Consider the following 22,551-nt stretch of genomic DNA (forward strand, 5'->3'; position numbering starts at 1 on the left):
TACTTCATTAAAACCTCCGCCTAGGCGGAGGTTTTTTATTTCTACGAACTGGATTTCTGCTACAAATTTAATCCAACACCATTCACAAGTATTCACTCATCCTTAATAACCAAGTAGATTAGAAGAACTAAAAAAGTAATAAATAGATGAAAAGCCGTTGTTAGAGCCCCTCTAAACAATGAAGACATCCATAGACCAAACCACTCACCTGCTATAGACATAAAAACCACTTGCCAAGTTAAAAAGCCTAATGTGAGGCCGGCTACCGCCCAATTTTTAGCTCCATTAAAAATCAATGCACTTTCATGCCGCACTTTAAATAACTTCCAAGCGCCTGCAGCACAAAGCACCATGGTTAGGATTTCTAAGCCAATGATCATAAGATAGATTGTGTGCTGCACTATAGGATTGAAAATTGCGCGATAACCAATTCGCGAGTCCGCAAAGATGTCCGTCATCGCCAATGTATGTTCTACCAGAACATAGTTCGCCTTATAATCGGTAATATTACCTAAGACAACAAGAAAACAGTAAAAAGCAAGTGCTACAATACAAAGTATCTTCGATATTCTTATCATTATGGTCCTGTCGTATTTCTCACAAAACGTGACAATACATGATTGGTACGTACTGAGGATTCTCGTAACGCCTCACTTGGGCTTAGAAAACCTGCAAACATCGCTTCCAAAACCTCATCGTTAATACCGCGAATCTGATTTTGCGGACCAAAACGTGGTAACGGTTTTTCCTGCAAGTCCCCGGCTAAATCCGTACGCGCCATCAATAAAGTTGGATGATGACTGCTTCGCAAAATATTAGCATAGATACCTTGTAAACCTATGGGGACATAACCTGTATGCTCATGCCAATGCTTTTGGGTCTCGGGTTTCACGATAAATGCAAAAAATTGAGCGATTCCTTTATACTGTTCCTTGGTCTGTCCCGCTACGGCCCATAATGCTGCACCGCCAGCAACATTTGCATGTCGTATCTTACTCACTTTTGTATCCAAAGGCATGCTGGAAATTCCTAACCGGAAAGGAACTAAAGCGGACAAACTATTATAAGCACCAGATGATTGGCTCAACAAAGGGCAAACACCACTGGTAAATAAAATAGTGGCATCATCTACCCTTCCTGCATAGCGAAAATAATGCAATGTATGCCACCGTTTTAAACGCTTAAAATGACTGCCTAATTGCGGGGTATTAAACACAGCGCGTGCGGGATTTTCTTGAGTTAATGGCAATCCATGAATTGCTAAAAAGGATTCAAAAAGCACCCAACCTGGGTACGCGGTTGTATAAGTACAATCATAGCCTGCTTTTTTTAACTTCTCTGCCAATACTTCCATCTCAGACCAAGTGCGTGGGAAATTCACTTGGGAGTAACCTACCTTGGCAAGAATATCTTGATTGTAATACAAGGTTGCAACCGAAAGATTAAAAGGTAAAGCCATTAATTGCCCATCTTTACTATAAAACTCACGAATAGATTGAATAAAATCTTCTTTAGGCAAGCTTATTCCTTGCTCTTGCATCAGCTCATCTACTGGTTTGATTACGCCCTTAGGCGACTCCATAATGGCATTTCCCACTTCAAAAACCTGTACCATGGCAGGTGGATGATGTGCTTTGAATGCAGCGGCAAAGCTCGTTAATGTCTCTACATAATGGCCCTTATAAACGGGTTTAATTATGTATTCATTTTGACTTCGGTTAAAATCATCGGCAAGTAGGCGAACTTCATCACCCAAATGTCCAGCCATTCCATGCCACAACAGCAGTTCAACCGGTTTTGCATGGGCTGATAGAGTAAAGAAGATGCCGACTAAAAGAAGAATTAATTTTTTCATGCCAATAAGTCTGGATAATCACTAAAAATCGCATCAACACCCCAAGCAAATAGCTTATTAGCCAAGCGTCTGCGATTCACCGTATATGCACAGAGAACATAACCTGCTGCTTTAATTGCTTTAGCACGCTCTTCTGTTAAAACTCTGCGATTAAAATGAATTGAAAAACATTCTAATTGCTTGGCTTTTTGTAACCATTGTTCATCCCAAGCATGCAGAAGTAAACCCAATGGCATTTCCGGAGCAATACTGCGACATAAAACCAAAGCATCCCAAGAAAAGCTAGAAACCAAGGGCAAATCTTTTCCCTGTGGCCAATAACGTTGAATGTGGCTCATCACGGCTACTGCCGTTTGTTCTGCAGTACCAGGATAGGGTTTAATTTCTATATTTGCTTGTACACCCGAAAAAGACAGCCACTTCAATGCCTCTTTAAAATGAGGAATACGCTCGCCTTTAAATTGTCGTGAAAACCAAGAGCCTGCGTCCAAAGATTGCACATAAGCAGACTCAACCTTGCCTACATCACCACGTCCATTTGTTGTTCTCTTTAAATTATCATCATGAATAACGAAAGGTTCTCCATCAACACTGCACATGACATCAAACTCAATGAAATGACATCCTAAAGCCAACGCCTTGTCGAATGAAGCTAATGTATTCTCAGGAGCATAAGCTGCAGCTCCTCGATGTCCAATAATTTTTTCAACAACCAACAAAATTCATTCCCCTTTTATAAAATGTGGGTGAAAGTGAAATTATAACACTAGGCTGCACCCAGGCTACAAACTGCCAGGAAGTAAATCTCCCTTCGCCCCTTGGGGTAGAGGTATCCATTAGGGCGGATGAGGGAGATTTTTAACTTATTGAGCAACCTACTTCATAATATTTTGCTTACGATTTGAGGCTACCTCAACGATTGCAGTCAATATCAACTCATTACTTACTGTTAATGCGGGCGCTGCAGCTGCTGCTTCACCAGCCATCATCGTGTTCATCACCTTTGCTTGCAAAGGTCGTGGCTGAGACGGATTAGAGCCTTCCATAAACGTCAAGTTGCTTAAGCTATAATTTTGTCCTGGATAAGCCTTATTAATACGGGCGAGCTCATCATTCACCTGCTGATATAACCGTTGGCGAATTTCACCTAAAACATTCTGAGTTTCATCAAAACTTGGTTTAAAATCCACACTGGATATCTCATATTTAGCACCAGGCAAACTGACCTCTTTGGCATTTTTATAAATATCAGTTAACGCCTCCTGGTTGACTCGCGCTTGTGCTTGCACATAAAGCTTCTCAAGTCCAGAATTGTCCTGAGAGCGATCAAACTCGATTAGGTGCCAATCTCCTTTCGCAACTTTATTTAATCGCTCAATGATGTCAGCACGCGCTTTTACCAAGTCAGCACTGGTTAACGTCACATTAATATTAACTCCTAGTAAAGCAGTTTGTGTTGTGACCCATTGTTTTGCTGAAAGTTGGAAATCAATTTTATCAAGAACTAACTGCGGCTGTGGTGGAGGTGGTAAGACGCCTTCAGCAAAAGCGAACGATGTGATAACCATTAAAGCCAGTATTCTGACAGCTATTTGGCGCATAACCCTCTCCGATTTTTGATGAATAAACAAATTAGTGTATACCAGCATGCCTTCAGATACCAAATTATTCACTATACCCAAGAAACGCCAAAATGCTGGTTTTAGACGACTTGCTAAAAATAGCATTTTGGAGTTTCTTGGGTATATACCATTGATTTAATCAAAAAATAGGAATATAACTTCTGCAAAAATATTTGCAAAAGAGGAGCATAAATAATGATTTCTGTGGACAATATATCAAATACTAACCAAATAATAACCGATGATGATTTCCTCGATTACGCTCTCTCTCACGGTTTTGGTGACTTGCACTTCAAAGTAGACCCAGCAACTGGAATGAAAGCAATCATTGCCATCCACAATACCAAATTAGGCCCTGCTTTAGGTGGTTGCCGTTTCATTGAGTATCCAAATACTTATGCAGCGATTCAAGATGCAATGCGTCTTGCCCGAGGAATGAGCTTTAAAGCGGCATCGGTCAACTTGCCATTGGGAGGCGGCAAATCTGTAATTATAAAACCCAAAGGCTCATTTGATCGTGCCCAATACATGCACCAGTTTGGTCGATTTGTTAATGAATTAAATGGTCGCTACATTACTGCTCTTGATAGTGGCACCGAATTACCAGATATGGACATTATTGCAGAACATACCCCCTATGTAGCCAGTTTATCCAAATACGATGGTGACCCATCACCTTCTACTGCCAGAGGTATTCTACGTGGTATTCAAGCTGCAGTGGCTTTTAAACTAGGAAAAGAAAGTCTAAATGGAGTTCATGTGGCCATCCAAGGTTTAGGCCATGTTGGATTTTTGCTTGCCAGACATTTGCATGAGTTAGGTGCGACATTGACTGTTGCCGATGTTTCTCCGGCTGCGGTAGAACGTGCTGTGACCGAATTAGGTGCTAAAGCGGTAAGTACGGATCAAATTCATAAAGTTCCCTGCGACGTTTTTGCTCCATGTGCTTTAGGCGCAATTATCAATGACATCACCATTTCTCAATTGCAAACAACCATTGTTGCAGGTGCGGCAAATAACCAATTAGCGCATACTTATCATGGTAATAAATTACATGATAAAGGTATTTTATTTGCAGTAGATTACGTCATTAATGCTGGAGGATTAATTTTTGCAGCATCTAAGTATCTACATACTCCTGAAGAAAAAATTAACGAACAAATCGATGCAATTTATACTCATTTGACTGAAATTTTTGCGCGCTCCGCTCAAGAAAACTTACCTACAAGTGAAATTGCAGATAATTTAGCAAAAGAAAAATTATCTTAGGGTTGTTAAGGCGTCATCCCGAGTATAACGAGGGATGACGGACTAGTATGTGCGGTATCAGAAAACATAAAATTCGTGCCACTTTAGCCAAAATAGCAGAACTTTAGGAATCTATGAAACATTTAAGCCTAACCCCCGAACTTTATGAATACATGCTGGACAAATCTTTGCGTGAGCATCCATCTCTAACTGGTTTACGTAAGGTGACGTCGACTATGGACCTGGCGAACATGCAAGTTGCGCCGGAACAAGCTCAATTTATGCAATTACTTCTGCGCCTTATCGGTGCAAAAAATGTTTTGGAGCTGGGAACATTTACTGGCTATAGTGCTTTAGCCATGTCTTTAGTTTTGCCGGATGATGGCAAGCTCATCACTTGTGACATCAGCTCCGAGTGGACGAGCAAAGCACATCCCTTCTGGCAGGAAGCACAGCAAGACCATAAAATCGAATTAAGACTCGGCCGTGCCTTAGATAGCTTACATGCACTCATCGCCGAAGGTTGGGAGCAAAAATTCGATTTCATTTTTATTGATGCCGATAAAACCAATTATGTGCATTACTATGAATTGGCATTAAAACTAATTCAACCAAAAGGATTAATCGCTATAGATAATATTTTTTGGGATGGTAAAGTAATTGATAAAAATGAAACAGGTGGACAAACCAGAGAAATAAAAAAACTTAACGATTTGATTAAAAATGATCAACGCGTGTTTATTAGTTTATTGCCAATAGCTGATGGATTATTTTTAGTACAACCATCTTAGCGCATACTGTATGCCTAAGTATCTTGTAGCCTGGATGAAAGCGAAACCGTAACCCTGGTTTAAGTTGTTGGCCTTCGTGTCTTTAACCCTGGGTTCCGCTGCACTTCACCCAGATTACTGACCTTGCTTTCTGCCATTTCTTGTAGAGGAAGGTTTTTTATAAGTACTGAATCATTTTAAAGGAGTAATCAACAATGCAAACAAACAACAACCCTTGTGGACTAGATGGTTTTGCTTTCTTAGAGTTTTCAGGCCCAGATAAAAAACGTCTGCATCAACAGTTCATAGACATGGGTTTCCAAGCTGTTGCGCATCATAAAAATCAAGACATCACTTTATTCCAGCAAGGCCAGATTCAATTTATAGTTAATGCAACAACAAATTGCCAAGCAGAAGAACATGCCAAAACTCATGGCGCGGGTGCTTGTGCCATGGGATTTAAAGTGAAAAATGCCCAAGCCGCTTTCGAATATGCACTTCAGCACGGAGCCAGTGCATTTGAAGATTGCTCACATGCACATCATGGTTTACTGGGTATCCAAGCCATAGGTGGTAGTGTTATTTATTTTGTTGACGATCAACACCAACCCTTCTCTGCTCATTGGGAGCATCAACCCAATAAAAAAATAGAAGGAAATGGCTTAGTACTTATTGATCATTTAACCCATAACGTATTTCGTGGCAACATGGATAAATGGGCTCAGTTTTATGAGTCTATTTTTAACTTCCAGGAAATTCGTTATTTTAACATTAAAGGAAAAATGACGGGCTTATTAAGTCGTGCTCTAGGCAGCCCTTGCGGAAAAATTAAAATCCCCTTGAATGAATCCAAAGATGATTTATCTCAAATTGAAGAGTTTTTACATGAATACAAAGGTGAAGGCATCCAGCATATCGCATTAACTACTAACAACATTTACCATACAGTGCATACATTAAGAGAACAAAGCGTTAAATTCCTTGATGTTCCAGATACGTACTATGAAATGCTGCATGATCGCCTTCCTTGGCATCAAGAGCAAGTTCAGCAACTACAAGAAGAGAAAATATTGATTGATGGTGACGTCGATCCAAAACATGGTTTATTGCTGCAAATCTTTACTGAAAATATTTTTGGCCCTGTGTTTTTTGAAATTATCCAACGTAAAGGAAATCAAGGATTCGGTGAGGGTAACTTTCAAGCATTATTTGAAGCCATTGAGCGAGATCAAATCAAACGTGGCACCTTGAAAGAAAAATCAGCTTAAAAAAATATCATTGTAGCCTGGGTGAAGCGCAGCTGAACCCAGGGGTTCGGATCAAAAATACACGCCCATAACCCGGGTTACGGCTTCAGCTTCACCCAGGCTACAAAACACCCAGGCTACAACTAAACGAGGAGCTTATGAAACTTGCCAGTTTAAAATCAGCATCATCACGCGACGGAGAGTTATGTGTGGTCAATCAAACATTAACTCTTGCCGTACGAGTACCTCAAATCGCACCCAACTTACAATATGCTTTAGATCATTGGGATGTAGTAGAAGAACAATTGCAAAAAGTGTCTCAACAACTTAATGAAGGACATTTAGAAAATGCCTTTAGTTTTGATCCACAACAATGTGACTCACCTCTTCCTCGCGCCTATCAATGGGCAGATGGCAGCGCTTATGTGAATCATGTCGAGCTGGTGCGTAAGGCGCGTGGTGCGGAATTGCCAGAGAATTTTTGGACTGATCCCTTAATGTATCAAGGTGGTTCTGATTCATTTTTGGGACCTAGAGACCCCATATTGATGGCAGATGAGGCATATGGCATCGATTTTGAAGCAGAAGTTGCAATCATTACTGATGATGTTCCTATGGGCATAAGTCAGGACAATGCAGGACAACATATTAAACTTCTGATGCTGGTCAATGATGTCTCATTACGTAATTTAATACCAAATGAGCTCGCAAAAGGCTTTGGTTTTTTTCAATCCAAGCCCTCCAGCAGCTTTTCTCCAGTTGCCATCACTCCTGATGAACTAGGCCCTGATTGGGATGGGCAACGAGTGCATTTGCCTTTATTAAGTCATCTGAATGAGCAATTATTTGGCCAGCCCAATGCAGGAATTGATATGACGTTTTCCTTCGCAAAACTAATTGAACATGCAGCCAAAACCAGAGTCCTTCGTGCAGGAACTATTATTGGTTCAGGTACAGTCTCAAATCTTGATCGCAGCAAAGGTTCATCGTGTATTGCCGAAAAACGAATGCTGGAAATCATAGAGCAAGGTCAAGCAAAAACATCTTTTATGCGTTTTGGTGACAGAATTCGTATTGAAATGCGTGATAAACAAGGCCGAAGTCTGTTTGGGGCCATCGATCAAGTGGTGAAGCAGGTATAAATAATGAAACTATATGATTATTTTCGCTCAACAGCATGTTATCGTGTCCGAATTGCTCTGAACTTAAAAAATATTGCTTATGAGACAATGAACATTCATCTAGTGAATCATGGTGGAGAACAGCATAGTCCAGAGTATCAAGCGATCAATCCCCAACAATTAGTTCCCAGCTTAGAAGTCAATGGACAAGTGATTAGTCAATCACTTGCCATAATTGACTATCTGGATGAAACCTACCCTAATCCTCCGTTATTACCACAAGACCCGTGGGATAAGGCGACCATAAAATCTTTTGCCTTAATTGTTGCCTGTGATATGCATCCTTTAAATAATTTAAGGGTTTTAAACCGCTTAAAAGAACAATTTCAAGCCAGCGAATCACAAGTTACGGAATGGTATCATCATTGGCTTAAAGCAGGATTTGATGCTTTTGAAGCGAAGCTACAACATATTAAACGTCGACAACTTTTTTGTTTTGGTGACACAGTGACATTGGCTGATCTCTGCCTTATACCTCAAGTCTATAATGCAAACCGTTTTCATTTTGCTATGGATAACTATCCGCTTATCAATGAAATCAACACCCATTGTTTGACTCTGGAACCATTTCAAAAGGCAATTCCCGAGGTTCAATAGGTATTGGTTGAAACCTGGGTGACGCGCAGCGGAACCCAGGCTACAAAGTTTATGGTAATAAATTTATTTAAAACCATGCCTTCTTTAATTCGACAGTCACAACACCTTTTGGCGTTTTCTCAAGCATGCTCCACACAGTTTTGCATCGCTGTAAATGACCAATCAGATAATTTTTATTGCTGCATCTATAGCGCACTGGCATTTGATCATAAATTTTTCCTGAATTAATCGCTTTACATCGTTCGCCATTAGTTAATTCGATGCCCCAAGGATAAGCGCGTGACATATCTAATGTTTTGTTTTGCTCATTATTCAAAGGTTCTTTCACCATAATCAACACGCTGTCTCCGCGCCAAGGAGATTGAGGACATAAAGCCTCCGTCCTGTTTGGACCGGCCTTAACAAAACAAGGATCATACGTTTTGCCGCCTGCAAGGCAACGCCAAGCATCTTCCCGTTCAATTAATTGGGATTGAGAATAACATTCTCCCATGAGTGTTTTTTTCACTTGTGGAACCACTTGATTCGTTATATCACCATAAGGCCTGAATAATTTTAATACCGTATCATCTGCTGCCGCCCCCAAAGAACAAAAAAACAATGAGATACAGAACATTTTTTGCAACATAATCTTTCCTCAATGATTATACTGAAGCACTTTCATTCTTGTTTGGGATTACCCTAATAAAGCGAGAAAATCAATGTGTTTTAGCACTAATATAGTAGAAATGCTGATAACCCCGGTGTATCATCTCATTTTTAGTTAAAGGTATCTATACTTCGTGAAGTCACAAATTGGGATTGGCATTACCCCGTTTCGCTAACCAGATAAATCCTTCAATCGGAACATGCTTGATGTAACACAATACGTATGCATTGTTTCAACAAGCGTCCTAGGACTGATGGAATTTAAATGCACTAAAACAGTGCTCAGCGACTGTACAAAGTATACTCAGAGCGAGGAGTAAAAAAATGAGTGAAGTTTTTACCATAAAGCAGTGTTTAGATGGTGAAATCAACATTGATAAACACGTCACAGTGAGAGGCTGGGTTAAGACTCGACGTGATTCCAAAGCAGGTTTGTCTTTTATTAGCCTGCATGATGGTTCTTGTTTTGCTCCCATTCAAATCGTAGCTACAGACAATTTGGACAATTACACCACTGAAGTCAGTAAACTGACTGCAGGCTGTTCGATAATTGCCTCAGGCAAATTAGTAGCCTCTCAAGGTAAAGGCCAATCGTTTGAAATTCAGGCGGAGTCTATTCAAATTGTAGGCTGGGTAGATAATCCAGATACTTACCCTATTCAAGCAAAACGACACACTCTGGAGTTTCTACGCGAGGTAGCTCATCTACGTCCTCGTACGAATACGATTAGCGCTGTTACACGGATTCGTCATTGTTTATCACAAGCCATCCATCGCTTTTTCCACGAACAAGGGTTCTTTTGGATCCATACCCCCATTATTACTTCCAGTGATTGCGAAGGTGCGGGTGAAATGTTTCGCGTGTCCACTTTAGACCTCTTAAATACTCCTAAAAACGAATACGGCCAAATCGATTTCAATAAAGACTTTTTTGGTAAAGAAACATTCCTTACGGTTTCAGGACAATTAAATCTTGAGGCTTATTGCATGGCGATGTCCAAAGTATATACTTTTGGACCCACTTTCCGTGCTGAAAACTCAAATACAAGCCGACACTTAGCTGAGTTCTGGATGATTGAGCCCGAAGTCGCTTTTGCCACGTTGCAAGATATTTGCGATTTAAGTCAAAAGATGTTGCGTTATTTATGTAAAGCAGTTCTCGAAGAACGTGCTGATGATATGGAATTTTTTAATCAATTTGTTGCACCAGGATGTATTGAACGACTGGAACACGTCGCTGACTCTGATTTTGAAATTATGACATATACTGATGCCATTAAAATTTTGGAACAGTGTGGACAGTCATTTGAATTCCCAGTTAGTTGGGGTTTGGATTTGCAATCGGAACATGAGCGTTATTTGGCAGAAGTTCACTGCAAAAAACCGGTGATTCTGACTAACTATCCCCAGGAAATCAAAGGGTTTTATATGCGCCTCAATGATGATGAAAAAACCGTTGCGGCGATGGATGTTTTAGCACCTGGAATTGGTGAAATCATCGGAGGTAGTCAACGTGAAGAACGTCTCGACATTCTGGATAAGCGTATCGAAGAATGCAATCTAAGCAAAGAAAGCTATCAATGGTATCGCGATCTACGTCGTTATGGTACTGTACCCCATGCAGGATTTGGTTTGGGCTTTGAACGTTTGGTGAGTTATGTTACTGGCTTAGCCAACGTACGCGATGTAATTCCTTTCCCACGTACACCAGGGCATGCAGACTACTAAAGATTTCTTAATAGCCTGGGTAGCGCTCAGCGAAACCCAGGTTACGGCTAAGGCCTTCAGCCTGGCTACAATCTACAAACCAGGACCACTTACTCCGGCTTTCTCTTCTGCATCGTCTTCAGCAATAGGTGCTAATACTTGAGGAGCCACTGTATTTTTCAAAAATCGATATGGATTTACCCCCATATCTACCAAATCATAAGCTTCTTTATTCTTTCTAAGCCCATCTAAAAAACTTTTCGCAAGCTGGGTTGCTTGGGCACTACTCCCCTTACCTTTAGGCATTCTTTTATTCACTCCTCTATAGATCACTCTTACCTGCAAAAACAATAGCTCAGAGAGTCTCTGTTGATACAAGCTTATTTAAATTCGGACAAAATACCCTCGCCCAGTACTAAAACACGGTCCATTTGTTTTGCCAGCTGTTGATCATGAGTTACAATGACCAAAGCTGTATTCATTTTTCGATTCAACTCCAACATTAAATTAAATACTTTTGTTGCAGTTGTTTGATCGAGATTACCTGTTGGCTCATCTGCCAATACGCAGTATGGTTGATGTACCAATGCTCGAGCGATAGCAACCCGTTGGCGCTCTCCTCCGGAAAGCTGGGCGGGCTTATGTGTTTTTCTCTCTTTCAGGCCAACATCATCCAGTATTTTACTTGCTTCTGCCATGGCATCCATTACTGAGATTTTGGCTAGCAGTAGTGGCATAGAAACATTTTCAAGCGCGGTAAATTCCGGTAACAGGTGATGGAACTGATAGATAAATCCCAAGCCTTGATTGCGTAATCGACAACGTTGCTTTTCATTTACTTTCTGCCAATTCACATCCTTAATTAATACCTCGCCACTTGTTGGCTTATCCAACCCGCCCATTAGATGCAATAAAGTGCTTTTCCCAGAGCCCGAAGGACCGATAATTGCCAAACGCTCACCTTTCGCGATGGACAAATCGACACCTCGTAAAACATCAACCTTAGAGGCTCCATCATTGTAGGATTTACACAGTTTTGTCGCATGTAAAATAATATCACTCATAATGCAAAGCCTCCGCAATCACTGTTTTTGAGGCGCGCCAGGCAGGATAAATGGTTGCAAAAAAGCTCATTAATAAGGCCATAACACAAACTTTCCATAGATCACTCAACATAATCTTAGAAGGTAAATAATCAACAAAATAAATACTCGATGACAAGACTTTAAAATGAAACCAGGCTTGCAGATGATTCACGATTGTGGTCGCATTTTCAGCCAATACTAATCCAGCAAGCAAACCAAAAAACGTCCCCACAATTCCGACCATCATACCTTGAACAATGAACGTCCATAATATGGTAGAAGGGGTTGCGCCAATCGTTCGTAGAATTGCAATTTCTGCTTGTTTGTCATTAACAACCATCACCAAAGAGGAGACCAGATTAAACGCAGCTACCGCGATAATGAGCAATAAGATCATAAACATCATCGTTTTTTCCATTTTGACCGCCTGGAAAAACGCACCATACTGCTGCGTCCAATTACCAACCTGGTATTCTCCACCTAACAATTGAGACAAGCGAACAGACAGTTCAGGAGCTTGGTACACATTATCTATTTTCATTTTGATGCCGGTGACATCATCCCCCATTTGCAATAACTTTTGGGCATCCCCCATATTGATAAAAGCCAGCTTTGTATCAAAATTAAATCCAGTTCCAGCAGAGAAAACACCTACTACTGTAAATCGCTTAAAACGCGGAATCATTCCCGCAGGAGTCACCGTTGCCTGAGGAATCATCACTGTAACCTTATCCCCAATCATCGTCCCCATATTGTCTGCAAGGCCTTTACCTAGGATTATGCCAAAATCTTTTAAATTATTGAGATTTCCTGCCAACAATTTATCTTGCAAGTGACTCATCTTTTCTTCTTGCTCAGGCAATACGCCCGTTAAGACAATAGGTAAAACCTGTCCTTCGTGCACCATTAATCCTTGCCCACCGACATAAGGAGATAATGCTTTAATTTCAGGAACCGTTTGAATTTTTTTAGCTACTTCAGACCAATTATCGAGTCGCTCATTGGGTCCAGAAACCGTAATTTCAGGGGCCATACCAAAAAAACGGTTATGTATCTGTTCATCAAATCCATTCATTACTGATAAAACAGTAACCAGAACCATCACTCCTATGCCAATACCAAGCATAGAGCTCAGAGATATAAAAGAAACAAAATGATTCTTTTTTCGAGAACGCGTATAGCGTAAGCCCATAAAAAGGGCTAATGGTTTATACATATTTGCTTTGATTTTTGGTTAAAGTCTTATTGTAGAGAAAAAATCCCCTAAGAGATATACCCTATAGCTGGTTCTGCTATTTTATTGTTTCGTCATCAGATAACCCACATAGTTATCCACAAAATTTGTGGATATTTAGTCGCACATAAGATTTTTTTAAGCCATTAATTTTACAAATTGTAAATTAAATTTATTTAACGTAGACTGATTCATCAAACTAATCTAATTGGAGGGAATCTTATGGCATCATCACAATTGCAGGTAAAAAAAATCATTCTTAGTGATAAGCTTACTGCCTTAATTAACTCACCCGACGTGCGTTTTGATGAGGTTGATGCAGCAATAGATGTAGAGCTTCATAACGTCTCGGCAGGAGTAGCACTCGATCAGTTCACTGATTTTCTTCACTTAGCTTCATTCATTAAAACAAAACGTTTTTCTGACCCTATGAGAGCCCTGCAAATATATGTGGCTAGTGATACAACTCCAGAAACACGCAAGGCAATGATTCAGGCAATTAGGATGTCCTCTGCAGGCGACGATAAAATTTATGAACTCATCTGCTTATTAGCCAAAAAAAATAAGCTAGAACGATATACCCAAATAACCAAGGTCACTCCACTACGCTTTACGATGAGCAGGGGTGACCAGGAATATACGGAAGAACATAGTGATTGGCATTTAATTTTTGAACTATTTGGACTCTGTAAAACACTACCTCCTGATTTGATTCCTTTAATAGCAGAATTATTAAGTACAGCGTATCCCTCGGCAGAAGATCTACAACTCCTTGATAATTTTTTTAAATTCATGAAGCAAGTTGATCTGTTACGAAAAGATATAATCGAAGCAATGCTCCCTAAATTAAAATATAAAAGTGAATTAGATAAACTGCAATTGTTCCTAAGCTATCTACAGAGCCAAGATTTACTATTACCCGGTGTTCTAAAACGCACCCTACCCTTATTAGAAACTAATTTGGACACTATTAAAACTTTTTTCAATATCTACCAAGATGAGATAAAAGCAGTTAGCTCACGCCAAGAAACGTTAGAAAAACTAGCTCTATTTTGCCAACTTTCTCGTCGAGACATGGAAAGTTATGATGATATAGAACCAGCCAATACCCCATTACATCAAGCCATTATTGACCGAAATCATTACAACCTAAACTATGCACTGAGAATGGCAAACTCGAAACTGCTCTTAGCAACCTCTTTTAGCAATACCGCTTTGATTTTAGCTTGTAAGCTGGCCGATAAAGAAGCTGCAAAGCAAATTTTGCAAAAAATGCTTGAGTTACACTGTGATGTAAATCAGGCTGACAATCACGGGATGACCGCACTTCACTGGGCAAGATTTTATCACTTTGATGATTTATGTATAGAGCTTGTTGCAGCTGGCGCCAAAGAAGAACTGATCGCATCGAATGGTAAAAACAGTACTTATTTCGCAAAACATCCATTTACGCTTACTGATTTCATAATCGAAGGAGAACGAGGTGAAATTATTGAGGGCTCCTTCAAATTAAGAAATTGTGCGCTGACTGACATCGCCTTTCATGCAGATAAAATTGCCTTAAATTTGAAATTAGCTACATCAAAAGAAGTAACGAGATTGTTTGAAAGCAGTGAAAGTGCCCAGATTCGTTCATCCAATCGCTTTTCCTTGTTTTTTAAAGCATACCGCAGCCGCTTAGTTGATTGGTTAGACAAACAAAGATCACTAGAGCATGAATCCAGTCCATCAATAGCTGCTGCTGTAGCTCCCTCTAGCTAAAAGCAAGATATGACAATCATACAAGATTATTCTGAAGGCTGCGCTGTTAACGCCTGAGATGTCCTCAGGCTATTAAACCCAGCCTTATTTGACTACTTTTCAAACGAATTATCGAACATATACAGGGACTCCAAATGGGTTTCGATGTCATCAGGTTATCGTGCAAATCGTACCCAGGATAGTCACAAAGATAACTTTGGGAGTATTATTTTAATAAGCTACCGGTTATCCTATATAGACACTTTGTAAAGCCTGTTGTCAGGTGAGGTAAATTTGTATGAATCCTAGCTCTTGGTATTTTCCTTCACTCATTGCTTTATGTCTTTATGGTGCCTGGGGGTATTGGGGTACAAGAGCATCAAGCTTTATTAATCCTTTATCCATCACGTTTTATTCAAGCATTGGTGTATTAATTTCAGGGCTCATCGCCCTTGTATTACTTGATTTTAAATTGGATCTTTGTCCCAAAGGAGGGACATATGGATTATTGAACGGTTTAGCAAGTGGAATTGCCTGTATTTTTTTCATTTTGGCATTACGCAATGGACCTACAATGCCTGTGGTACTCGTGACATCCATGTATCCTATGATTACCCTATTATTGTCCGTTGTATTTCTCAAGCAAGGGTTAACTGTGAAACATGTCCTAGGAATGATTTTTGCGATTCTTGCGTTAGTCTTATTTGCTACAGAATAACTGGTGATTGGTGCCCAGGGCCGGAATCGAACCGGCACGGACTTTTGGTCCGAGGGATTTTAAGTCCCTTGCGTCTACCTGTTTCGCCACCTGGGCAATCTATTTATGGAGGCTGAGGCCGGAATCGAACCGGCGTACACGGCTTTGCAGGCCGCTGCATGACCACTCTGCCACACAGCCTCATTTATACTTCTAATACGTCTATGTCTATTGCTCTAAAAAAAAAGCGACTTTTTTTGTCGCTTTAATTTGGAGCGGGAAACGAGACTCGAACTCGCGACCCCAACCTTGGCAAGGTTGTGCTCTACCAACTGAGCTATTCCCGCGTCTCTACGGGGTGTGATTCTACCGAAATTTAACACCCTGTCAATAATAAAATTAATTTTTTTTCGTTAATTCTGGCCAGGCAATCGCCAAATAAATAATCATCGACCAAATAGTTAAAATTGCGGCCACATATAGCAGGACAAAACCGAAAATCCCACCCCAATTATCTAACGAATTAAATGCCAACAATAAAAATAAGGCGACCATTTGTAAAAATGTTTTTATCTTCCCCACATATCCAACGGTCACACTCGCACGTCGACCAATTTCAGCCATCCATTCCCTTAAGGCCGAAATAACGATTTCACGCCCAACAATTACAATAGCAGGAATAGTAATGTAATTAATTTCCTTAGCACCCACGAGCAACAACAAACTTGTAGAAACCAATAATTTGTCTGCAACAGGATCAAGAAAAGCACCAAAAGGAGACATCAACTTCAGTCTACGCGCCAAATAACCATCTAACCAATCGGTAAAACTTGCTGCAGCAAAGATACTTGCGGCAAACATATGCGCAAATGAAAATGGTAAATAAAATACGACAACAAACACTGGAATCAGCACGATGCGCAGCAAAGTTAATAAATTTGGTAAACTGGTTATTGTACTCAACGTTTGATACTCCCTTTACAGATGACTAAATAAACTCCCGTACTATGAGTAGCGCAAAAATAAAAATGTAGCCTGGGTGAAGCGAAGCATAACCCGGGAATTCTGACTCTAGGTCTATGTTCCTTACCACATTACAACAAGCTGTACGTGGTTCACTCTCTATTATGACAAATTTAAAAAATCCGCTACTTGTTTATAATCATCAAAAACTGCCAGTGCTCCAGCAGCCTTAAGTGCGGCCTCTTCCTGTTGATGATAAATGTCTATTCCTACGGCGGTTACTTTAACACTTTTTGCCATTTCCATATCGATAAGTGAATCACCTATCATCAAAGTCGTAGCAGCAGCTCCGCTATATTCGGCAATAATTTCTTCCAACATTTGTGGACAAGGTTTTGCAGGTACTTGTCCCGCAGAACGGGTTACTTTAAATAGCTTATCAAGACCTGCTGCCTGTAATGCTCGAAACAAAGATTGATGCCCCTTGTTCGTTGCAACTGCCAGATTTATCCCTGCATCATGTAATTGAAAGATCAATTCACGTACGCCAGGCATCAAGCATACATCTGCAGACCGAGAATGCATAGCCAATTGCACCGATTGTAATAATTGTTGATGTTGTGGTTCTGTCAAATGAGGATAAGTCTTCTTCAAAGCCTGTACCAAACCTAAATCAACAAATTTTCTCGCTTGCTGGGGATCAAAATCACCAAATCCCAGCACATTCGCTTCGGTAGCAACAACATGTAACACTATCCCTAAAGTATCCGCAATAGTACCTTCCCAGTCAAATACTACCAAATCATATGGATTGCTCATTGCTCACTACGCTCCTCGCACGTAATTGTTTTAGTGCGGTAGAAAAATGGTTATCTGCATCAGCCTGAAACAAATGCTTCGTGCCATTCAATTCAAATTGCACGGATCGCGCATGTAAAAAAAGGCGATGATGCTGATTATCTATCCCTTCTACTTCTCCTGCAAGTGCCCCATATTTTTTATCTCCAACTATAACGTGTCCTAAATGTGCGCTATGTACACGAATCTGGTGTGTACGACCCGTTTTAGGACTAGCCTCAACCCAACATGCTTGCTGATAGTTTTCAAGAAGTTTAAATGCTGTTTCAGATGCCTTGCCGTCTTCTTTAACAGACACAATACGCTCACCTGATTTTAAAGTATTTTTTTCAAGTGCGGCTCGGACGATTACTTGTTTTTTGCCTTCCCAGCGATGAGTTAATAACGTCCAATAAGTTTTTTGCACCTCACGCGCCTCAAGCAGTGCATGCATTGCTCTCAAAGTACTTCTTTTCTTAGCTAATAAAAGACAACCCGAAGTGTCCTTATCAAGTCGATGGATCAACTCTAAATAAGTTAAATCTTGTCTGGTTTTTCTCAACGCTTCGATTACCCCAAGACTTAAACCACTTCCACCATGAACAGCAATACCCGCGGGCTTGTTAATTACTAAGAAACAGGAATCTTCAAAAATAATACAATCTTTTAGTCGTTTTGCTAAAGCATCACCTACAAATACCTCTTTTGACTCGGACAAGCGAATTGGTGGAATGCGAATGCTGTCTCCGGCGTGTAATCGTGAACTGACTTGTGCTCTTTTTTTATTAACACGGACCTCACCACCACGTATAATTCTGTAAATATGGCTCTTGGGAACGCCCTTTAAAATACGAATCAAGTAATTATCTAGACGTTGCCCTTCTTCTTCATTACTAATTTCTTTATAACTTACTTCATTCATTGTCAATAAACCTGTTTGCTGAGCGTGATTTTTTTGATATGATCACCTGTAGCGTGGGAAAATTTCCATGCAACCGAATTATAACGCATTTAAATAAAAAAAGCGTGACTATTTACTTTAAAGTATATGCCAATCATTGAGGAAGTTAGGCTTTGGCCAAGCTAAATGAATGATTATTTGTTAAATAGAGTTACATAAAAAATAGCGCTTCCATTTAAGCATAAAGATATAAGGAAGCGACCCAATGCCAGAGATAAATTGACCATATTTTTGACAGAAACCTACGCATGCCAGACATGCTTTATACCGATTACGAATTATTTCCGGGCCTTCGCACGCCTTTGGCTATCTATTCCAACCCGTTTGATTTGTAACCAGTATATTTCACAGTATGCACCTCTCGTTAGATCTTTTTCGAAACTCGCTGAGCGCAGAACTAGAGTGTACCCATCAGTACATGAAAGTTCGCGCACCGGGCCAACAGCACAGTTGTCCTCTACACTAGCGGTTCAAAAAGAGTCTGTTGAACAGGGAGCATGCGTAAAGTCTGTTTATGAGGCCATGGGTTCGCTTAAAGATCACATCGCTTATTGTTCAATCCCAGGTGCTACTGACCTATTATCTACTTGCGGCAAAACACTCGGATTTTCAAACATTGCAACAAAGCATACTGTTGTGTGCCATAAAGCACAGAAAATCCAGACATCAGCCAAAAGTGTAGAAATAGCAGTAAATCCTATTGAACCTCTGAGGTATTTTGAGCCTTATACTATCTCAACTTAAATGATGGGCGCCCTAAATTATGGGGTAACCAGATGGAAAAAATGTTAATCAATGCAATGCAAACTGAAGAAGTTCGTGTTGCACTCATTAAAGACCGTTATTTATTTGACTTGGATATTGAATGTCCTGGTGAAGTGAAGAAAAAGGGGAATATTTATAAAGCAACCGTCACCAGACGAGAACCAAGCCTCGATGCTGTTTTTGTAGAATACGGCTCGAAACGCCAAGGTTTCCTGCCTCTTAAAGAAATCGCTCCTGAATATTTAAGCAAAAATCCTGAAGAATTTGGCGATGAGAAACCGCCAATCACTTCGTTAATCCGTGAAGGCCAGGAATTACTAGTCCAGGTAGATAAAGAAGAGCGTGGTAGTAAAGGCGCCGCACTGACTACTTATATTACGTTAGCAGGCTGCTATCTCGTTTTAATGCCTAATAATCCCCGCTCTGGTGGGATATCACGACGCATTGAAGGTGAAGAGCGTGATGAACTGCGCGAGACACTCAATGCATTGACTTTGCCCGAAGACATGGGACTTATTATCCGTACAGCGGGTGTTGGTAAAAGCCAAGAAGAATTACAAGATGACTTGGATATGCTGTGCAATCAATGGCAATCCATCAAGCAGGCTTATAACACAGAACTAGCTCCTTGTTTGATTCATCAAGAAGGTGATGTCATCATTCGTTCTATTCGTGATAATTTACGCAAATCCATCAGTGAAATTATCATAGATGACCAGATTTCTTACATTAAAGCCAAGCAATATATCGAGCGAGTAAAACCAGAATTCTTACCAAACTTGAAGCTCTATAACAGCAGTATCCCTTTATTCAATTTCTATCAAATTGAAAGTCAGATAGAAACTGCATACCAACGTCAAGTGATGTTGCCATCTGGAGGTGCTTTGGTGATTGATAGAACCGAAGCTCTGGTGTCAATTGATGTCAACTCAGCCAAAGCAACTGGCGGAGCAGATATTGAAGCAACAGCGTTCAATACCAATATTGAAGCAGCCGACGAAATTGCTCGTCAGTTACGACTACGTGATTTGGGCGGTTTAGTTGTAATCGATTTCATCGATATGAGCTCAAGTAAAAATCAACGAGATGTCGAAAATCGTCTGAAAGAAGCATTACAGGCAGATAGAGCACGCATTCAGGTTGGACGTATTTCCCGTTTTGGCCTGTTAGAAATGTCGCGTCAACGCTTGCGATTATCACTTGGTGAAAGTGCTCAGGAAGTATGTCCACGTTGTGAAGGACGAGGTACTGTTCGTAACATTCAATCTCATGGACTAGCCATTACGCGTCTTATTGAAGAAGAAGCACTAAAGGAAAAGACCGCTGAAATCCAAGTCCAGCTTCCTGCAGAAATGGCAACCTTCATCATGAATGAAAAGCGCGATTTCATTAAAGACATTGAAAAAAGACACAGTGTATCCGTAATGATTATCGCTAATCCTTACATGCACTTACCGCAGTACTCAATCAATCGTCTAAAAGAAGACAATGTAGGTAAATCGAAAAAGCCTAGTTATACTTTAATCCAACAACCAGAATTACATATTACTGGTAGTGACGCAGAAGGCTCTTTACGGGATGAACCCGCAGTCAAACCATTAATAGAACATCAGCCTATAAAAAGCACGCAAGCCAGCTTTATCAAACGCTTATGGTCAAGTTTATTTGGTGGACACACAGATTCCTCGGCTGTAGCACCACAAAGCCAATCTAAAAGAATGCCAGGACGTAATCAAAATCAGACAAGAACTTCGAAAGGTTCTAATTCTGGTGGTGACCGAAGACCACAAAATAGAAGACGTCGCCCCAGTGGTGGCCAGCAGCAACGAACAGGTACAGGTACAGGTAATAATGCAACAGCCTCCAACCAGAATCGTAGAAAAACAGGCCAGCAGCAACAAGGAAATGTCAAAGCAGCGCCTAAGGGAGAAGGCAATAAAAAAAGAGAGACTGCTGTAAAAGAATAAATTGTAACGTGGATGAGGGGCTGCGTCCCATCATCCACGAATGTGTTAACTAGTTCGTTGGCAAAAATAGCTCAATAAAGCGTAGGCTGGGCTGCTAAGCCTGCACTTGCTTTTTTTGTCAACGAATTACCCTAACACATACAATCCGAATGCAATAAAAGATGACACAGCAAAAGTTCCCTAGTTACGACTTCCCTTCCATCTAGGCTATAATTCTAAAATTCGAGAAACATCCTTTTCTGCATGTTTACTCCTCGAATTAAGGATTTCCCTCATTCACTGACGAAAGTGAACTAACGCGACACAACAAGGAGAGTTTTAAATGATACCCGTAAAAGGCTATGCTGCTCATAGCGCAAAAGCACCACTCAAACCTTACTCATTTGAACGTCGTGAGGTTGAAAAAAATGACGTGCTCATTGATATCCATTATTGTGGCATTTGTCACTCAGATATTCATCAAATAAAAGATGAATGGGGTGGCTCCTTATTCCCAATGGTTCCAGGCCATGAAATTGTTGGAGTAGTCAGCAAGGTAGGATCATCAGTCAGTAAGTTTAAAGTAGGTGACCACGTTGGTGTGGGTTGTTTTGTTAATTCGTGTCGACAATGCGAAAGTTGTCATGAAGGAATGGAACAGTTTTGCGAAGGTGGAATGACATTAACCTATAACAATCTGGATGCTAACGGTAATTTGGTTCAAGGTGGCTACTCGACCAAAATTGTTGTTGATGAAAATTATGTTCTGAAAATCCCAGAAAACTTACCTATGGATGCCGCAGCACCTCTGCTTTGTGCAGGAATAACCCTCTATTCTCCTTTAAGACATTGGCATATTGGTCCTGGAAAACGCGTAGGCATTTTAGGCTTGGGTGGACTTGGACACATGGGTGTCAAAATAGCGCATGCAATGGGAGCAGAGGTTACGGTGTTAAGCCACTCACTCAATAAAGAAGCCGATGGCAAACGTATGGGTGCCGATCATTTTTTTGCTACTTCAGATCCGCAAACATTCAAAAAATTAAACACTTATTTTGACCTCATTATCTGTACCGTTTCCGCCAAAATCGACTGGAATGAATACATCCAATTACTCAAACGTGATGGAACTATGGTTGTAGTTGGTATTCCAGAAGAAGCCATCCCAATTAATCCCTTTTCCATGATAAGTAAACGCAGAAGTCTGTCTGGATCATTAATTGGCGGCATTAAAGAAACTCAGGAAATGCTTGATTTCTGCGGCAAGCACAACATCGTGTCTGATATTGAATTAATTCCCATACAACAAGTTAATGAGGCTTATGAACGTGTTGTAAAAAGCGACGTACGCTATCGTTTTGTCATTGACATTGCCACTCTATAGTTTCTAAATTTGCCTTCGTTATCCCGACCTACGTTCGGGATAACGAAGGCTCACCTACGCTGCA

Annotated in this window: 21 protein-coding genes and 3 tRNA genes; 10 read left to right on the forward strand and 14 right to left on the reverse strand. The window is 40.5% G+C overall.

The features are described 5' to 3' along the window. Positions 1 to 92: 92 nt before the first annotated feature. The 4 genes from BGO44_RS00515 to BGO44_RS00530 form a co-directional block, all read right to left on the reverse strand. Positions 93 to 578 (reverse strand): DUF2165 family protein, encoded by a 486-nt coding sequence (locus BGO44_RS00515; RefSeq protein ID WP_157070775.1) that lies wholly within the window; start codon positions 576 to 578, stop codon positions 93 to 95. Next, positions 578 to 1,855, reverse strand: a complete 1,278-nt coding sequence (locus tag BGO44_RS00520; protein WP_273197570.1) for an extracellular solute-binding protein — start codon at positions 1,853 to 1,855, stop codon at positions 578 to 580. Before BGO44_RS00520 ends, BGO44_RS00515 begins: the two co-directional genes overlap by 1 nt. Then, a complete protein-coding gene (ugpQ, locus tag BGO44_RS00525) occupies positions 1,852 to 2,571 on the reverse strand; it encodes a glycerophosphodiester phosphodiesterase (RefSeq protein ID WP_273197841.1) in 720 nt (239 codons plus the stop codon). Before ugpQ ends, BGO44_RS00520 begins: the two co-directional genes overlap by 4 nt. A gap of 159 nt (positions 2,572 to 2,730) precedes the next feature. Beyond that, positions 2,731 to 3,456, reverse strand: coding sequence for a hypothetical protein (locus tag BGO44_RS00530; protein ID WP_273197572.1), 726 nt, complete (start codon positions 3,454 to 3,456; stop codon positions 2,731 to 2,733). A gap of 216 nt (positions 3,457 to 3,672) precedes the next feature. Between BGO44_RS00530 and BGO44_RS00535 the strand changes: the two genes are divergently transcribed. The 5 genes from BGO44_RS00535 (at position 3,673) to maiA (ending at position 8,520) form a co-directional block, all read left to right on the forward strand. Beyond that, positions 3,673 to 4,746 (forward strand): Leu/Phe/Val dehydrogenase, encoded by a 1,074-nt coding sequence (locus BGO44_RS00535; protein ID WP_058511893.1) that lies wholly within the window; start codon positions 3,673 to 3,675, stop codon positions 4,744 to 4,746. A gap of 113 nt (positions 4,747 to 4,859) precedes the next feature. After that, positions 4,860 to 5,516 (forward strand): class I SAM-dependent methyltransferase, encoded by a 657-nt coding sequence (locus tag BGO44_RS00540; protein WP_058511892.1) that lies wholly within the window; start codon positions 4,860 to 4,862, stop codon positions 5,514 to 5,516. Positions 5,517 to 5,710: 194 nt separating this feature from the next. Then, the gene (gene hppD / locus BGO44_RS00545) at positions 5,711 to 6,763 is read left to right on the forward strand and encodes a 4-hydroxyphenylpyruvate dioxygenase (protein WP_273197579.1); all 1,053 of its coding nucleotides are present in this window, start codon (positions 5,711 to 5,713) and stop codon (positions 6,761 to 6,763) included. Positions 6,764 to 6,900: 137 nt separating this feature from the next. Next, positions 6,901 to 7,884 carry a fumarylacetoacetate hydrolase family protein gene (locus tag BGO44_RS00550; RefSeq protein WP_058511890.1) on the forward strand — a complete coding sequence of 328 codons (984 nt, stop codon included), beginning with the start codon at positions 6,901 to 6,903 and terminating at the stop codon, positions 7,882 to 7,884. 3 nt (positions 7,885 to 7,887) lie between these two features. After that, positions 7,888 to 8,520: a maleylacetoacetate isomerase gene (maiA, locus tag BGO44_RS00555; protein WP_273197582.1), complete on the forward strand. Its 633-nt coding sequence runs from the start codon at positions 7,888 to 7,890 to the stop codon at positions 8,518 to 8,520. Between the two features lie 67 nt (positions 8,521 to 8,587). On the opposite strand, the gene BGO44_RS00560 is transcribed toward maiA, so the two are convergent. After that, positions 8,588 to 9,148, reverse strand: a complete 561-nt coding sequence (locus BGO44_RS00560) for a hypothetical protein (protein ID WP_058511888.1) — start codon at positions 9,146 to 9,148, stop codon at positions 8,588 to 8,590. Positions 9,149 to 9,492: 344 nt separating this feature from the next. Between BGO44_RS00560 and asnS the strand changes: the two genes are divergently transcribed. Further along, positions 9,493 to 10,896 (forward strand): asparagine--tRNA ligase, encoded by a 1,404-nt coding sequence (asnS, locus tag BGO44_RS00565; protein WP_058511887.1) that lies wholly within the window; start codon positions 9,493 to 9,495, stop codon positions 10,894 to 10,896. Between the two features lie 72 nt (positions 10,897 to 10,968). Here asnS and BGO44_RS00570 read toward each other — a convergent pair whose 3' ends face one another. The 3 genes from BGO44_RS00570 to BGO44_RS00580 form a co-directional block, all read right to left on the reverse strand. After that, positions 10,969 to 11,181 carry a hypothetical protein gene (locus BGO44_RS00570; RefSeq protein WP_273197587.1) on the reverse strand — a complete coding sequence of 71 codons (213 nt, stop codon included), beginning with the start codon at positions 11,179 to 11,181 and terminating at the stop codon, positions 10,969 to 10,971. A 74-nt stretch (positions 11,182 to 11,255) separates the two neighbouring features. Continuing rightward, positions 11,256 to 11,939: a lipoprotein-releasing ABC transporter ATP-binding protein LolD gene (lolD, locus tag BGO44_RS00575; protein WP_058511885.1), complete on the reverse strand. Its 684-nt coding sequence runs from the start codon at positions 11,937 to 11,939 to the stop codon at positions 11,256 to 11,258. Then, positions 11,932 to 13,176, reverse strand: a complete 1,245-nt coding sequence (locus BGO44_RS00580; protein ID WP_273197591.1) for a lipoprotein-releasing ABC transporter permease subunit — start codon at positions 13,174 to 13,176, stop codon at positions 11,932 to 11,934. Before BGO44_RS00580 ends, lolD begins: the two co-directional genes overlap by 8 nt. Before the next feature lie 240 nt (positions 13,177 to 13,416). On the opposite strand from BGO44_RS00580, the gene ankQ reads away from it, so the two are divergent. Together ankQ and BGO44_RS00590 are read left to right on the forward strand one after the other, a co-directional pair. Next, complete coding sequence (gene ankQ, locus BGO44_RS00585) at positions 13,417 to 14,955, forward strand: Dot/Icm T4SS effector AnkQ/LegA10 (protein ID WP_058511883.1); 1,539 nt, start codon at positions 13,417 to 13,419, stop codon at positions 14,953 to 14,955. A gap of 277 nt (positions 14,956 to 15,232) precedes the next feature. Continuing rightward, positions 15,233 to 15,652, forward strand: a complete 420-nt coding sequence (locus tag BGO44_RS00590) for an EamA family transporter (RefSeq protein WP_058511882.1) — start codon at positions 15,233 to 15,235, stop codon at positions 15,650 to 15,652. An 8-nt stretch (positions 15,653 to 15,660) separates the two neighbouring features. On the opposite strand, the gene BGO44_RS00595 is transcribed toward BGO44_RS00590, so the two are convergent. From BGO44_RS00595 to BGO44_RS00620, 6 genes are all read right to left on the reverse strand, one after another. Then, positions 15,661 to 15,748: transfer RNA gene (locus tag BGO44_RS00595), tRNA-Leu, on the reverse strand. 10 nt (positions 15,749 to 15,758) lie between these two features. Further along, positions 15,759 to 15,832 (reverse strand) — tRNA-Cys (locus tag BGO44_RS00600). A 70-nt stretch (positions 15,833 to 15,902) separates the two neighbouring features. Continuing rightward, positions 15,903 to 15,978 (reverse strand) — tRNA-Gly (locus tag BGO44_RS00605). A gap of 52 nt (positions 15,979 to 16,030) precedes the next feature. Next, positions 16,031 to 16,594, reverse strand: coding sequence for a CDP-diacylglycerol--glycerol-3-phosphate 3-phosphatidyltransferase (gene pgsA / locus BGO44_RS00610; RefSeq protein ID WP_273197594.1), 564 nt, complete (start codon positions 16,592 to 16,594; stop codon positions 16,031 to 16,033). Positions 16,595 to 16,756: 162 nt separating this feature from the next. Continuing rightward, complete coding sequence (locus tag BGO44_RS00615) at positions 16,757 to 17,413, reverse strand: HAD family hydrolase (protein ID WP_058511880.1); 657 nt, start codon at positions 17,411 to 17,413, stop codon at positions 16,757 to 16,759. Then, entirely contained in the window at positions 17,397 to 18,353 is a 957-nt protein-coding gene (locus BGO44_RS00620; RefSeq protein ID WP_058511879.1) for an RluA family pseudouridine synthase, read from the reverse strand. The genes BGO44_RS00615 and BGO44_RS00620 overlap by 17 nt, the downstream gene beginning before the upstream one ends. Positions 18,354 to 19,168: 815 nt before the next feature. Here BGO44_RS00620 and BGO44_RS00625 point away from each other — a divergent pair. Together BGO44_RS00625 and BGO44_RS00630 are read left to right on the forward strand one after the other, a co-directional pair. Further along, positions 19,169 to 21,124, forward strand: coding sequence for an Rne/Rng family ribonuclease (locus BGO44_RS00625; protein ID WP_273197597.1), 1,956 nt, complete (start codon positions 19,169 to 19,171; stop codon positions 21,122 to 21,124). Between the two features lie 322 nt (positions 21,125 to 21,446). Further along, positions 21,447 to 22,487, forward strand: a complete 1,041-nt coding sequence (locus BGO44_RS00630) for an NAD(P)-dependent alcohol dehydrogenase (RefSeq protein WP_273197599.1) — start codon at positions 21,447 to 21,449, stop codon at positions 22,485 to 22,487. The last annotated feature ends 64 nt before the right edge of the window (positions 22,488 to 22,551 follow it).

This window comes from Legionella sp. 39-23, assembly GCF_001897665.1.
Classification (GTDB): domain Bacteria; phylum Pseudomonadota; class Gammaproteobacteria; order Legionellales; family Legionellaceae; genus Legionella; species Legionella steelei.